At 63.9% G+C, this 14,132-nt stretch carries 11 protein-coding genes; 7 read left to right on the top strand and 4 right to left on the bottom strand.

The features are described 5' to 3' along the window. Nucleotides 1–54: 54 nt before the first annotated feature. On the top strand, nt 55–768 hold the full coding sequence (locus IEV75_RS02885; RefSeq protein ID WP_188451050.1) for a DUF502 domain-containing protein: 714 nt from the start codon (nt 55–57) through the stop codon (nt 766–768). A gap of 9 nt (nt 769–777) precedes the next feature. Here IEV75_RS02885 and recG read toward each other — a convergent pair whose 3' ends face one another. Beyond that, the gene (gene recG, locus IEV75_RS02890) at nt 778–2,871 is read right to left on the bottom strand and encodes an ATP-dependent DNA helicase RecG (protein ID WP_188451051.1); all 2,094 of its coding nucleotides are present in this window, start codon (nt 2,869–2,871) and stop codon (nt 778–780) included. Between the two features lie 299 nt (nt 2,872–3,170). Here recG and IEV75_RS02895 point away from each other — a divergent pair, with 299 nt between their 5' ends. After that, nucleotides 3,171–3,539, top strand: a complete 369-nt coding sequence (locus IEV75_RS02895; RefSeq protein ID WP_233351726.1) for an FAD assembly factor SdhE — start codon at nt 3,171–3,173, stop codon at nt 3,537–3,539. A gap of 139 nt (nt 3,540–3,678) precedes the next feature. Next, on the top strand, nt 3,679–7,176 hold the full coding sequence (gene mfd, locus IEV75_RS02900) for a transcription-repair coupling factor (RefSeq protein ID WP_188451052.1): 3,498 nt from the start codon (nt 3,679–3,681) through the stop codon (nt 7,174–7,176). Here mfd and IEV75_RS02905 read toward each other — a convergent pair. Then, nucleotides 7,173–8,450 carry a diguanylate cyclase domain-containing protein gene (locus IEV75_RS02905; protein ID WP_188451053.1) on the bottom strand — a complete coding sequence of 426 codons (1,278 nt, stop codon included), beginning with the start codon at nt 8,448–8,450 and terminating at the stop codon, nt 7,173–7,175. The genes mfd and IEV75_RS02905 overlap by 4 nt on opposite strands. A gap of 104 nt (nt 8,451–8,554) precedes the next feature. Here IEV75_RS02905 and IEV75_RS02910 point away from each other — a divergent pair, with 104 nt between their 5' ends. The 4 genes from IEV75_RS02910 (at nt 8,555) to IEV75_RS02925 (ending at nt 12,336) form a co-directional block, all read left to right on the top strand. Further along, complete coding sequence (locus IEV75_RS02910) at nt 8,555–9,700, top strand: CaiB/BaiF CoA transferase family protein (protein ID WP_188451054.1); 1,146 nt, start codon at nt 8,555–8,557, stop codon at nt 9,698–9,700. Between the two features lie 69 nt (nt 9,701–9,769). Next, entirely contained in the window at nt 9,770–10,663 is an 894-nt protein-coding gene (locus IEV75_RS02915) for a YihY/virulence factor BrkB family protein (protein ID WP_217982161.1), read from the top strand. 315 nt (nt 10,664–10,978) lie between these two features. After that, a complete protein-coding gene (locus tag IEV75_RS02920; RefSeq protein WP_188451055.1) occupies nt 10,979–11,674 on the top strand; it encodes a CoA transferase subunit A in 696 nt (231 codons plus the stop codon). Nucleotides 11,675–11,688: 14 nt separating this feature from the next. Then, on the top strand, nt 11,689–12,336 hold the full coding sequence (locus IEV75_RS02925) for a CoA transferase subunit B (RefSeq protein WP_188451056.1): 648 nt from the start codon (nt 11,689–11,691) through the stop codon (nt 12,334–12,336). Between the two features lie 126 nt (nt 12,337–12,462). On the opposite strand, the gene IEV75_RS02930 is transcribed toward IEV75_RS02925, so the two are convergent. Both IEV75_RS02930 and IEV75_RS02935 read right to left on the bottom strand, forming a co-directional pair. Further along, on the bottom strand, nt 12,463–13,845 hold the full coding sequence (locus IEV75_RS02930) for an L-serine ammonia-lyase (protein WP_188451057.1): 1,383 nt from the start codon (nt 13,843–13,845) through the stop codon (nt 12,463–12,465). A gap of 14 nt (nt 13,846–13,859) precedes the next feature. Then, entirely contained in the window at nt 13,860–14,123 is a 264-nt protein-coding gene (locus IEV75_RS02935; RefSeq protein WP_188451058.1) for an Lrp/AsnC ligand binding domain-containing protein, read from the bottom strand. Nucleotides 14,124–14,132 lie beyond the last annotated feature (9 nt).

Consider the following 14,132-nt stretch of genomic DNA (forward strand, 5'->3'; position numbering starts at 1 on the left):
GCCATCATCACGGCGGGCCGGGTAACCCCTCTTGCCTTCAGGAGAGATAATTTCGTGCTGCGCTGGCTTCGCAACAGTTTTCTTACAGGCGTCGTGGTCGCCACGCCGGTCACCGTCACAATCTGGCTGATCTATATCTTCATCAGCTTTGTGGATTCCACGATCAAGCCGCTCATTCCCGACCGGTACAACCCGGAGACCTATCTGCCCTTCGCCCTGCCAGGCATGGGGCTGATCATTGCCGTGCTGGGCCTGACCCTGCTGGGCGCACTGGCGGCCAATATTTTCGGGCGCAGCCTGCTGGCGGTCGGCGAGCGCATCGTGAACACCATGCCGTTGATCCGTAACATCTATGGCGCGCTCAAACAGCTCGTCGAGACGGTGCTGGGTGCGCAGAACAACGCCTTTAAGGAGGTGGTGCTTGTCGAATACCCGATGTCGGGCAGCTATGCGGTGGCCTTCGTCGCATCCCACGGCAAGGGGGCTATCCGTCACCATGTCGGCAAGGGCAAGGAGGAGGTGATCGGCGTGTTCGTGCCGACAACACCGAACCCCACCTCCGGTTTCCTGCTTTTTGTACCGCGCTCCAAGGCCATCCCGCTCGACATCACGATCGAGGAAGCGGCCAAGCTGATCATCTCGTTCGGGCTGGTCACGCCTGACCGTCTGCCTGAAGGCAGCCTGCCTGCCGGCGAGCGTGTGGATCATGCACAGTCGGAGGCGAAGGCACGCGAAGCGGCAGGTGAACCACCCAGGCAGAACGATTAGGCAAAGCCTCTAGGCCGAGCGCATCAGCTTCACGCCCTCATCACGCTCGAACAGGTAGAGAAGCGTGCGCAGCGCTTGCCCACGCGGACCCTGTAGCGGCTCTTCGCGCGACGCCTCCAGCTTGGCGTAATCGCTGGCAATCGGCAGCAGCGAAGCATGGGCCGCAAGGTCGGCAAAGCGATAGTCCGGCAGGCCGGACTGGCGCAGGCCCAGCGGATCGCCCGAGCCCCGCAGCTTCCAGTCTTCCTCCGCGATGAAGAAGCCGTCATCGCTCTCGCGCATGATCTCCAGGCGGCGCTGCGCGGTCTCGCCCAGCTTGCCATGATAGACCAGCAGGCAGGAGGAGGGCTTGTCGCCGCGCCCGACACGCCCGCGCAGCTGATGCAGCTGGGCGAGGCCGAAGCGCTCGGCATGCTCGATGACCATGATGGTCGCATCAGGGGCATCGACGCCGACCTCGATCACAGTGGTGGCGACCAGAATATCGATCTCGCCATCGCGGAAGGACCGCGCGATGCGTTCCTTGTCGCGCGCGGGCATCCGTCCATGAAGCAGTCCCACACGCGCCCGCAGGGCGTTGGAGAGCAGGAGATGGCGCTCCTCTGCGGCGGCGAGGTCAGAGACATCGCTTTCCTCCACCAGCGGGCATACCCAGTAGGCGCGTTCGCCCTTGGCGACGGCCCGCCCCAGCCCCTCGATCACATCATCGAGCCGCTCGCCGGGAATGACGCGCGTGGTGGGCGGAATACGCCCGGCGGGCTTTTCATCAAGGCGCGAGACATCGAGATCGCCATAAACAGCGAGGGTCAGCGTGCGCGGAATGGGCGTGGCGCTCATCACCAGTGTGTCGGGCAGTGGCCCCTTGGCGGTGAGGCGCTTGCGGTCCGACACACCAAAGCGGTGCTGTTCATCGATGATAACGAGGCCCAGATCATGGAACGCAATCGCGTCCTGAAACAGCGCATGCGTGCCGCACACGACATGCGCTTCGCCATTGGCAATCGCTTCCGTGAGTTCTTCCCGCGCGCGGCCCTTGTCCCGGCCGGTCAGGGTAACGACGCGGATACCAGCAGCCGCCAGCAAGGGCGTCAGCACGGCGGCGTGCTGGCGGGCGAGAATCTCGGTCGGCGCCATCAGCGCCGTCTGCACGCCCGCCTCTGCAGCATGGGCCGCGCACAGGGCGGCAACGAAGGTCTTGCCGGACCCCACATCGCCGTGGACGAGACGCATCATGCGCGTCGCCGCTTCCATATCGCCCTTGGCCGCCTCGAACGCCCGCACTTGAGCGCCTGTCGGCGTGAAGGGCGCAGCGGCGATGACGGCGCGCACCTTCTCACCCGATCCGGTGAACGCGCGGCCCTTCCTCGCCTTGCGGCTGGCGCGGGCGAGCTTCAGGGCGAGCTGATGGGCCAATAGCTCATCAAACGCTAGGCGGGTGCGGGCGATATTGCCCGGCTCCAGATCAGCGGCCGAGCGCGGCGCATGGACGGCCCTCACAGCATCCGCCCAAAGCGGCCACGAGGCCGCCTCGGGCATGGCGGGGTCGATCCACTCCGGCAGATCAGGAACACGCTCCAGCGCGGCCCTGACGGCCTTTCTGGCGGTGTTGGCGGTCAGCCCTGCGGTAAGCGGGTAGACGGGCTGGATCAGATCATCGGTGCTGATCTCGCCGGGCTTGGCGACCAGGTCCGGATGCACGATCTGGATTTCAGAGCCGAACCGCTCCGCCTTGCCCGACACGATGCGCCGCTCGCCGGGCGGCAGGGTGCGCATCAGATAGTCCTTGCGGGCGTGAAAGAACACCAGATGGAGGAAACCGCTCTCATCGCTCGCGCGCACCTTGTAGGGCTGCTTCAAGGTCGCGCCGGGCACATGCGCCTCGATCATCACGTCCAGCGTGACAAGGCCGGACGCGCCGCCCTGACCACACTCGGCAATCGTCACCCGCCGTGAGCGATCGATAATCCCGGTCGGCAGGGTGAAGACGGCATCCTTCACCCGCCCGCCGCCAAACACCTTCTCCAGCAGCGCAGCCAGCTTCGGCCCGACACCGGAAAGGCTCGTCAGATCAGCAAACAGGGGAAAGAGGGACTCAGGGCGCATGGCGGCAGTTTCGCGCGGGGGAGGGGCTGAGGGAAGGGTGGATGCCGCATCATCGCCTCGGCTCCTCTCCTTCGTCGTTCCCGCGCAGGCGGGAACCCAGAGCCGCTTGGCACTGCCTTAGCTCTACGATTTCTGGATCACCGCCTGCGCGGGGATGACGAGGGGAGGTGAAACAAAGCCCTCGTCCTTCGAGACGGCTTCTGACGAAGCCCCTCAGGATGAGGGCTTAGGTCGTGCTTTTCCCTCATCCTGAGGGTGAGCGGAGCGAACGTCTCGAAGGACGAGGGGAAAAACACACGATGAAACCACCCTTTGCCTCGTCCCCTTCGCCCGCTATATCCCGCGCCATGAGTGATGATCCGTTTTCCGATCCGAATCCGCCCATCAACGACACCGACCGCAAGAAGCGGCTGACCTTCCGGGCCTGGCGGCGCGGCTTCAAGGAGGCCGACCTGATCATGGGCCGGTTTGCCGAGGCGCGCCTTGAGGGCTTGAGCCCGGCGGAGCTGGACGAGTTTGAGCGCCTGCTCGACGCGCCCGACACCGAGGTCTATGCGTGGATCACGGGCCGGGCGGAGACGCCCTCCAATTACGACGGCCCGGTGCTGGATGCGCTTAAGGGCTTCCGCCATGAGGCAATCGTGAGCGACGGTCCGGGCGGCAACTAACACGCGTTTCACCGGCGCAAGCCGGTGTCCAGAGTGTTCTGGATCCCGGCGTTCGCCGGGACAACGCTGAGGAAACAAGACAACCCGCATGGGGCAAAGACGCCCATGCGGGCGATACCGCTTTGATGGATGCCGAGACATGACCGATCTGAACCGTATCGCCACCGCGCCGGAAAGCCTCACCCTCAGCGGTGTGCCGGAAGGGTATGACGCGCTGGTTTTCTGCGATGCGGCGCGGATCAGGGGCGGGATCAACCTGTTCATCGCGTCGGACGAGGCGCGCGCGCTGGCGTTTGCCGAGGCTTGCGCCTTCTTTTCGCCGGACATCAAGCGCATGCGCCTGCCGGCCTGGGACTGCCAGCCCTATGACCGGATCAGTCCCAGCCCGCGCACGGCCGCCCGCCGTGCAGGCGCGCTACACCGGCTCGCCAACTGGGATGCCAGGCGTGACGGCACGCTGATCGTGATCGCCACCGTGAACGGCGTGCTCCAGCGCGTCGCGCCGCGCAGCGTGATGCAGGCCGCCGGGATCAGCGCAAAGCAGGGCGGTGTGGTCGAGGTGGAGCGCCTGACCGCCTATTTCGCCGCCAATGGCTACACCCGGACCGCCACCGTGTCTGAACGCGGTGATTTTGCCGTGCGCGGCGGAGTGATCGATGTCTTCCCGGCGAGCGCGGAGGAACCGGTCCGGCTCGACTTCTTCGGTGATACGCTGGAAAGCGTGCGCGCGTTTGATGTCGAGAGCCAGCGCACCACCCGCCAGCTGAAAGGCGTGGAGTTCACGCCGGTCAGCGAAGTGCTGATCGACGAAGCCGCCATCTCGCGTTTCCGTTCAGGGTTCCTGAAGCGCTTTGGCGGCGCAGTCTCGGGCGATCCGGTCTACGCCTCGGTCAGTGCAGGCGCGCGCCCGCAAGGCGCCGAGCACTGGCTGCCGCTCTTCCATGAGCGCATGGAAACGGTGTTCGACTATCTGGGCGATAGCGGCCTGACGGCGCTCGACCCACTCGCCCGTGATGCGGTCGCCGAGCGTCTGGAACAGGTCGCGGACTATTATCAGGCCCGTCAGGACGCCGCGCAGGCCAGCACCGGCAAGGGCGCGTTTTCTGCACCGGTCTACCGCGCGCTGGAACCTGAGGCGCTGTATCTGACCGGCGACGAGTGGGAGGCGATGCTGAGCGCACGCGCCACGCGCCGCTTCACCGCCCTGCATGAGCCGGGAGAGCATGTCGTCACCCTGCCGGGCCGGATCGGGCGCAGCTTTGCCGCCGAGCGTCAGGCCGGACACAACGTGTTTGACGCCGCCCGCCAGCACATCGTCCAGCTTCGCCAGTCCGGCAAGCGCGTGATGGTGGCAGGCTGGACCGAAGGCGCGTCGGACCGTCTGGCAAGCGTTTTGGGCGAGCACGGCCTTGCCCCGATTGCCATAGCGCGTGACTGGAACGCCGTGCAGGGCCTGCCCAAAAGCGCTGTTGCGCGGGTCGTCCTGCCGCTGGAGCAGGGGTTCGAGACTGACACGCTGGCGGTTGTCGCTGAGCAGGACATTCTGGGCGACCGGCTCGCGCGCCGGGTACGCAAGCGCAAGAATGCCGATTTCATCACCGAGGCCGGCAGCCTCTCCACCGGCGATCTGGTGGTCCATTCCGATCACGGCCTCGGCCGGTATCTCGGCCTGAAGACGCTGACTGTTCAGGACGCGCCGCACGATTGTCTGGAGCTGGAATATGCAGGCGGAGCCAAGCTCTTCCTGCCGGTTGAAAATATCGAACTGTTGTCGCGCTACGGCAACGATAGCGAGACCGCGCAGCTCGATAAACTGGGCGGCGTCGCGTGGCAGGCGCGCAAGGCCAAGGCCAAGAAGCGCCTGCGCGACATGGCCGACGAGCTGATCCGCATCGCGGCAGAGCGCAATGCCCGCGAAGGCACGGTGATCGAACCTCCGGCCGGCATTTATGACGAGTTTGCCGCGCGCTTCCCCTTCGCCGAGACAGACGACCAGCTTTCAGCGATCGAGGATGTATTCGAGGATCTGGCCCGCGGCCGCCCGATGGACCGGCTGATCTGCGGCGATGTCGGCTTTGGCAAGACCGAAATCGCCCTGCGCGCCGCCTTCATTACCGCGATGAGCGGCAAGCAGGTGGCAGTCGTGGCGCCAACCACGCTGCTGGCCCGCCAGCATTTCAACACCTTTGCGGAGCGCTTCAAGGGCTGGCCGGTGAAGGTGCGCCAGCTATCGCGGCTGGTAAACGCGAAGGACGCGGCAGCGGCGCGCGCAGAGCTGGAGGAGGGGCGCTGCGAGATCGTGGTCGGCACCCATGCGCTGCTGGCCAAATCGATCAAGTTCTCCGATCTCGGCCTTCTGGTGATCGATGAGGAGCAGCATTTCGGTGTGAAGCACAAGGAGCGCTTGAAAGAGCTGCGCACCGATGTGCATGTGCTCACCCTGACGGCCACACCCATTCCGCGCACGCTGCAACTGGCGATGAGCGGAATCCGTGACCTTTCCATCATCGCCACGCCGCCGGTAGACCGTCTGGCGGTGCGCACCTATGTGGCGCCGTTTGATCCGGTGACCGTTCGTGAGGCGCTCTTGCGCGAGAAATACCGCGGAGGACAGAGCTTCTTCGTGGTGCCGCGCATCTCTGACCTGGAAGACACCGCCGAATTCCTGCGCGAGGCGGTACCGGAGATCAATTTCGAGATAGCCCACGGCCAGATGGCCGCCACGGCGCTGGAAGACATCATGACCGCCTTCTACGAGGGCCGGTTTGATGTGCTGCTCTCCACCACCATCGTGGAATCCGGTATTGATGTGCCGACCGCCAATACGCTGGTCATTCACCGCGCGGACCGCTTTGGCCTCGCCCAGCTTTACCAGCTGCGCGGACGGGTGGGCCGCTCAAAGGCGCGTGCCTACGCCTATCTGACGACGCCTGCACGCGAGAAGATTACTGAAGGCGCGGAGAAACGGCTGAAGGTCCTGCAGTCACTCGACAGCCTGGGGGCCGGCTTCACGCTTGCCAGCCATGATCTCGATCTGCGCGGCGGTGGCAATCTGCTCGGCGAGGAGCAGTCGGGGCATATCCGCGATGTCGGCGTCGAGCTCTATCAGGCCATGCTGGAAGAAGCTGTCGCCTCCCTGAAAACCGATGGCCCTGCGCTGGATGAAGGTGACTGGTCGCCGCAGATCAATACCGGCGCCGCGGTGCTGATCCCCGACTATTACGTTCCCGATCTCGACGTACGCATGGGCCTTTACCGGCGTTTGTCAAAGCTCGACACGAAGCAGGAGCGCGAAGCGTTCGCCGCTGAGCTTATCGACCGGTTCGGCGCGCTGCCCGATGAGGTGGAGAGCCTGTTGCAGGTCGTCGCCATCAAGGCGCTGTGCAAGCGCGCAGGAATAGCCAAGCTTGATGCCGGGCCGAAGGGAGCGGTGGCCACGTTCCGCGACCATGCCTTTGCCGACCCGATGGCGCTGATCGATCTGATGAACAAGCGCCCGGCCGACTACAAGCTGCGGCCCGACAATACGATGGTGCTGCGCGGTGATTTCCCGGATGTTGGCGGCAGGTTGAAGGGCGTGCAGCGGCTTATCGGCCCGATTGCCGATGCCGCCACGCGCGGAAAGGCCGCCGCCTAGACCGCTGCCACGCTCGCGCGTTCCTGTTGCAGCCCCGTCAGGGCGCGTGAGACGAGGGTCTGCGCCTTGTCGCCGGGACGCGTATCCGTCACCTCGTGCCGCAGGACAATGCGGAACGGCGTTTGCGGGTCCTCACCTTCATAGGCGGTGCATTCGGCAATCGCGGCAACGCGTGCAGCAACGATCTGTGCGTCTGCTGCGCTGGTACCGGGCAGTGCCAGATAGAAAGTGTTGGCCGACAGGCGCACAGCCAGATCCTCGGCCCGTACGCAATGGCGCAGCATCGAGGCAAACTGGTTCAGCGCACCGGACGCGTGGCGCCCTTCAGACGGGCCGGCAGCGCCGGGAACAGACGCTTTCAGCCCGATAAGGGCCAGGGGCAGCGCCTGCTTCTGGGCAAGGTCAACCAGGCTGGAAAGATGGCGCCGGCCAAAGGCATCATTGAACAGGTCCGTTTCACCGTCCAGGACGGCGGAAACACGGCAGGATTCCAGCAGCCCCTTGGAAAGCCGCCTGCGCCTGCGTTCACCTGCCAGCGCCAGAATGCGGGCCGCCAGATCATCGGCATCCAGCGAGGCAGGCAGAATATCTGATGCGCCGCGGGCAAAGGCCTCGTCCGCCGCGCGGTAGACCTCGTCATGGCTCAGCAGCACGGTCGGGGTGTGGTAAAGGCGCGTATTGCGGCGCATGGCTGAACAGACCGTATGCGCGACATCCGGTTTGGGCCGGGTGTTGAGGACAACGGCGTCGAACGCGCGTTCATGGAGATAGTCGAACGCGTTGAAGGTCGAAAATGCTGCCACCGTCTGGGCATTGGCACGCTCCAGCGCGTGCTCAAGACGCAAATAGGCCGGGTCCGGCGGTCCGGCATAAAGAACGGAAATCGGGCCGCTTTTCTGCTCCGGCTTGTGCAGCAGGTGCCCCGCATCACCCAGATCGGCCAACCGCAGGCGTGCCGTTTCCTCGAGTACACCAAGACGCAGCAGCGAGCGCACCCGGCCAGCAATCTGGATGGGGTGGGCCGGCGGAACGATGATGGCGTGCGCCCCGTCGAAAGCGCCTGCAACCGATACAATCGCGCGCGCCGGAAGCCCGGTTGCATCCTCGAGCGGTTCCAGTGCCACAATCGCGTCGGCCGGTTCGGTGTCCAGAGCTGCGGCCGCCCCGCGCGTGCTTGCCGGCCGCGCTGAAAAGCCAAGAGCACAAAGCTCTCCGGCAAGCTCTCCTGCCGCTTCTGCGTTCCCGCAAACGAGTAATGTGACGGCACGCCCCATCGGTCCCCCGGGCCTGACAGGACTGCCATTGTGTCGATGTAATTTCAGTGTCACAACCCGAATTCCTTCAAACGCATCAGATTTTCACCACATGGAGCAGCCCCATGAACGCACAAGGCCCTTTGCGTGGCGTTAAAGTCGTTGAATTTGTTGGGCTCGGGCCTGCACCTTTTGCAGCGATGCTGTTGTCGGACATGGGCGCGGATGTCGTGCGCGTTGACCGGCCCGGCGCGCATGGCGGCGGTGCGGCAGAGATTCTCGCGCGCGGGCGGCGCTCGGCCGCGTTCGACCTTAAGAACCCGGCGGCCGTCGAAGCGTGCCTCGATCTGATCAGCCGCGCGGACATTCTGCTGGAGGGCTATCGCCCCGGCGTCATGGAGCGGCTTGGGCTAGGGCCTGATACCGCCCACAAGCGCAACCCGGCACTGGTCTATGGGCGCATGACAGGCTGGGGCCAGCACGGTCCGCTGGCCCACGCAGCGGGCCATGACATCAACTATATCTCGCTGACCGGCGCGCTGGATGCGATGGGCACACCGGAGAGCCCGGCCATTCCGCTCAATCTTGTCGGCGATTTCGGTGGCGGCTCGCTCTATTTGGCCTTCGGTGTGCTGGCGGCCCTTACCCACGCCCGGACAACCGGCGAGGGGCAGGTGGTGGACGCCGCCATTGTTGACGGCGCGACATCCTTGATGGGGGCCATCCATCAATTACAGGCCATGGGCATCTGGAACCGGGGCAGGGGAGAGAACCTGCTCGATGGCGGCGCGGCCTTCTACGGCACCTATAAGTGCGCCGACGGCAAGCATGTCTCCATTGGCCCGCTGGAGCCTGAATTCTACACCTTGCTTCTGGAGAAGCTGTCGCTGAAAGACGATCCGGTCATGGCTAACCCGTACGACGCAAGCCAGTGGGCGGCACAACGGGCGAAGCTGGAAACGGCCTTCGCCAGCAAAACCCGCGATGAATGGTGCGCCGTGCTGGAGGGCAGTGACGCCTGCTTTGCGCCGGTACTGACGACCGAGGAGGCGGCCCGTCATCCCCATATGGCCGAACGCGGCGTGTTCACCGAGCTGGCAGGGGTACGTCAGGCCGCGCCCGCGCCCCGCTTTTCCAGAACGCCCGGCGCCATTCAGGGCCCGGCTCCGGCACCGGGCTCGGATACTGAGGCTGTGCTGTCGGACTGGGGCTTCAGCGATAATGCAATCGCCCGATTGAGAAGCGCTGGGGCGTTTGGCAGCAAGACCTGAACCGCAGCAATTCTCACGCGTTGACCATAGTCCCGTCCTGACCCGCGCGGCACCGGAGGCAGACCTGTTTTGAGAAAGCGCATTGAAGCGGCCAGAAAGCGCATCCGCGCGGTGACCGGCTTTGGGCCGCTCGCCATTCTCGTCCGCTCTGTCTCGCGCGTGCTGCAGCGTGAAGTGATGCTATATGCTGGCGGGGCGTCCTTCTTCGCCTTGCTGTCGATCTTTCCCGGGATTGCTGTCATCGCCTCGATATATGGTCTGGTTCAGGATCAGACCGACGCCGTGGAACAGGTCGGCCGTATAGCACAAGTCCTGCCCGCCGAGGTGGCCGACCTTGTGATGAGCCAGCTCACCCGTCTGGCAACCACCTCGCCGGCGCTGCTGACGCTGCAGGGCTTCGTCGCCCTTGCAATCGCCCTGTTTGCCGCATCGCGTGGCACCAAGGCCATCATCACCGGCCTCAACCACATTGCCGGACGCGACGGGCTTCGCTCCATTGTGAAATTCAACCTGATCGCCATGTTCGCCGTACTTGCGGGTATCGGCCTGCTCATAGCTGCCAACCTGACCGTCATGATCGTGCCGGCACTGATCAATTTCGTGCTTGAGCCTCTCGGGCTGGGCGGTGATGCCGCGAGCGCAGTGATCAATCCATGGAGCGTGTCCGTCCTGGCCATGATGGCCGCGCTGATGCTGCTCTACCGATATGTCATGCAGCGGGCCAGGGAGACATCCTGGGCTGCCTGCGCCATCGGGGCCGCACTGTCGACCGGGCTGTGGCTCGCCCTTTCAGCCGGCTTCAACACCTATGTTGCGACGGTGGTGAGCATGTCTCTCTACGGATCGCTGGGCGCGGTCATCATCTTCCTTCTTTGGATATACTGGGCGGCCTACATACTGTTTCTGGGCGGTGCGGTAGCAGTGGAATCCGACCGTCAGTATTTCCGTACATCTGCGGACTGACTGCCCAGTATGCGCCGTTCAGCGGCGGTTCAGACACGGTATGGCGTTATACGTCTTGAAGCTTGGGCCATGTGTTCCCAGTCCCTCGCCGGTCCCGGGCTTCATGAGGCTAGTGTTTCCTCAACCAGCGCCGGATTGGAGGCCAACCTCCAGTCCGGCGTTTTCCGTATGCGGCCGTAATCGGGCGGCCATGGACCCCGCCCGGCCAATCGGCTATTCCCGGCAGCACGACAAGAGGCGCAAACTGCGCTTGGCGGATGCGCGCCTGCCAATTATACAACGCACGTTGAATTCATGCCCGGGAGGACATCCAAGGTGAAGAAAGTCTATGCGGATGCGGCGTCAGCGCTCGAAGGCCTGACTTTTGACGGCATGACCGTGATGGCCGGCGGGTTCGGCCTGTGCGGCATTCCCGAAAACCTGATCCTGGCCCTGCGTGACAGCGGCGCCAAAGATCTCACGGTCATTTCCAACAATGCCGGGGTGGATGATTTCGGGCTTGGCCTGCTCCTGCACACCCGGCAGATCAAGAAAATGGTCTCGTCCTATGTCGGCGAGAACAAGACCTTCGAGAAGCAGTATCTTTCCGGCGAGCTGGAGCTTGAATTCAATCCGCAGGGCACGCTGGCCGAGCGCATCCGCGCCGGCGGTGCAGGCATTCCCGCCTTCTACACCAAGACCGGCGTCGGCACGCTGGTGGCCGAAGGCAAGGACCATCGCGATTTCGACGGTGAAACCTATGTGATGGAAACCGGCCTGAAGGCAGACCTCGCAATCGTGAAAGCGTGGAAAGGCGATGGCGAAGGCAATCTCGTCTACCGGAAAACGGCACGCAATTTCAATCCGATGATGGCAACGGCGGGCAAGGTGACCATCGCCGAGGTGGAAGAAATCGTGCCCGTCGGCAGCCTCGACCCCGACCATATCCACACGCCGGGCATTTTCGTCCAGCGCATCATCAAGGGCCAGCACGAGAAGCGCATCGAACAGCGCACCGTGCGTGCGGCTTAAGGGAGAGCACGATCATGGCATGGACCCGCGACCAACTCGCCGAACGCGCCGCCAGGGAGCTCGAGGACGGCTTCTACGTCAATCTGGGCATCGGCATTCCGACGCTCGTGGCGAATTATATTCCTGAAGACATGGATGTAACCCTGCAGTCGGAAAACGGCATGCTGGGCATGGGCCCGTTCCCGACCGAGGACCAGGTGGACCCTGACCTCATCAATGCCGGCAAGCAGACCATTACCGAGCTGAAGCGCACCAGCTATTTCAGTTCGTCAGACAGTTTCGGCATGATCCGCGGCGGGCATATCAACCTGTCCATCCTCGGCGCGATGGAAGTCTCCGAAAAGGGCGACATCGCCAACTGGATGATCCCCGGCAAGATGGTCAAGGGGATGGGCGGCGCGATGGATCTCGTTGCCGGCGTGCAGCGCGTCGTGGTCATCATGGAGCACACCGCCAAGGACGGTTCGCCCAAGCTGCTCAAAGAATGCGCCCTGCCGCTGACCGGCAAGGGATGTGTCGACCGTATCATCACCACCTATGGCGTGTTTGATGTGGTCGAGGACGGGCTTGAGCTGATTGAGCTGGCCGATGGCGTCACGCTCGACGACATCGCCAAGTCCACCGAGGCGAAGTACCGGGTAGCGGCCAAGTTGGCGGCCTGAGAACTTCACACCTGAAATCCCGGAAGCGCGAAGCGCTATCCGGGACCTCGAGCAGATAAATCGGAAACAGGCCCCGGATCGCTGACGCGTCCGGGGTTTCACGGGTGTGGAGCCGGGATCAGGCTCTCAACACACCGGAACGTTGACCGCCAGCCCGCCTTCGGACGTTTCCTTGTACTTGTCAGCCATGTCGAGCCCGGTCTGGCGCATGGTCTCGATCACCTGGTCGAGGCGGACCTTGTATTCGGCATTTCCCAGCATGGCGAGGCGGGCCGCATTGATCGCCTTGATCGCGCCGATGGCATTGCGCTCGATGCAGGGGATCTGGACAAGCCCGCCCACCGGATCGCAGGTCAGACCCAGATTGTGCTCCATGCCGATCTCGGCCGCGTTCTCGATCTGCCGGTTTGAACCGCCCAGCGCCGCCGCGAGCCCTCCCGCGGCCATCGAGCAGGCAACACCCACCTCGCCCTGACAACCCGCCTCCGCGCCCGAAATCGAGGCGTTGAGTTTGTAGAGCGCGCCTATTGCCGAAGCGGTGAGGAAGAAGCGCACCATCGCGTCTTCATCGCCGGGTTTCCTGCAATGCCGGTCGAAATAGCGCGCCACTGCCGGGATGATGCCAGCCGCCCCATTGGTCGGCGCAGTGACAACGCGGCCCCCGGCGGCGTTCTCCTCATTGACCGCCATCGCCCACAGATTGACCCATTCCATGGCCGACAGCGGGTCACGCGTGGCCCGGTCGGGATCTTCCTCAAGCCGGCGCTGCATGGCAGGCGCGCGGCGCTTCACTTTCAATCCGCCGGGCAGCACGCCATCACCGGCGACGCCCCGGTCGATACAGTCCTCCATGGCCTGCCAGACCGTCGCTATGCGGTCGCGCACCTCCGCCTCGCTGCGGAAAGCGGTCTCGTTGGCCATCATGATTTCGGGGATAGACAGGTTCTCGCGGTCAGCGATTTCCAGCAGCTCGTTACAGCTGTCAAACGGGTAGGGCTCGCCCTCCGGCGCTTCAGCGGCGGAATTGCGCCCGGCCTCAGCCTCGTCGATCACAAACCCGCCGCCAATTGAATACCAGAGCTGTTCAGACAGGCTGTCGCCGTTCGCGTTGAAAGCGGTGAACTTCATCGCGTTTGAGTGGAAGGGCAGGCGGATTTTCCCGTCAAGAACCAGGTCCGTATCGCGGTCAAAACCGATCGGATGCTGGCCGAGAAGACGGATCGTGCCGGAATTCTCTACCTCTTCTATAAGACGTGGCAGTGCATCGGGATCAGCGGTTTCGGGATGTTCGCCGGCAAGCCCCCAGATCAGCGCCTTGTCGGTCGCGTGCCCGGGTCCGGTCAGCGCCAGCGAGCCATAGGCCTCCGCCTTCACCCGCACGATGGCCTTCAATCCGTGTTCGGCATCGACGCGCTCCAGGAAAAGCCGTGCAGCCTTCATCGGCCCCACTGTGTGGGAGCTGGACGGGCCGATACCGATCTTGAAGAGATCAAAAACGCCGAAGTGCATGACAGGGTCTGCCCTTAATCGCCCAGACCACGATCACGGGTGAAGGCGTTGAAGCAGATGATGGTCTGCGTGTCCTTGACCCCTGATATGGTTTGCACCTTCTGGTTCACGAAGCGGCCTATATCGGCTTCGGACTCCACGGCGAACTGCGCCAGAAGGTCGAAAGCACCCGACACCGAATGCACCTGCCGGGTTTCTTCCAGCGTATCGACCAGAGCCGAGGCAACATCATAGGTCTTGCCCAGCTCGCACTTGATGAAGATGTAAAACTGCCGCATGGGCCTTTT

The organism is Glycocaulis albus, assembly GCF_014639075.1.
Taxonomy (GTDB): domain Bacteria; phylum Pseudomonadota; class Alphaproteobacteria; order Caulobacterales; family Maricaulaceae; genus Glycocaulis; species Glycocaulis albus.

Excerpts from the sequence above, each read along its gene's own strand:
- IEV75_RS02895 (WP_233351726.1), top strand. The coding sequence starts at position 3,171 with ATGAAACCACCCTTTGCCTCGTCCCCTTCGCCCGCTATATCCCGCGCC.
- mfd (WP_188451052.1), top strand. The coding sequence starts at position 3,679 with ATGACCGATCTGAACCGTATCGCCACCGCGCCGGAAAGCCTCACCCTC.
- recG (WP_188451051.1), bottom strand. The coding sequence starts at position 2,871 with ATGCGCCCTGAGTCCCTCTTTCCCCTGTTTGCTGATCTGACGAGCCTT.
- IEV75_RS02930 (WP_188451057.1), bottom strand. The coding sequence starts at position 13,845 with ATGCACTTCGGCGTTTTTGATCTCTTCAAGATCGGTATCGGCCCGTCC.
- IEV75_RS02905 (WP_188451053.1), bottom strand. The coding sequence starts at position 8,450 with ATGGGGCGTGCCGTCACATTACTCGTTTGCGGGAACGCAGAAGCGGCA.
- IEV75_RS02925 (WP_188451056.1), top strand. The coding sequence starts at position 11,689 with ATGGCATGGACCCGCGACCAACTCGCCGAACGCGCCGCCAGGGAGCTC.
- IEV75_RS02935 (WP_188451058.1), bottom strand. The coding sequence starts at position 14,123 with ATGCGGCAGTTTTACATCTTCATCAAGTGCGAGCTGGGCAAGACCTAT.
- IEV75_RS02910 (WP_188451054.1), top strand. The coding sequence starts at position 8,555 with ATGAACGCACAAGGCCCTTTGCGTGGCGTTAAAGTCGTTGAATTTGTT.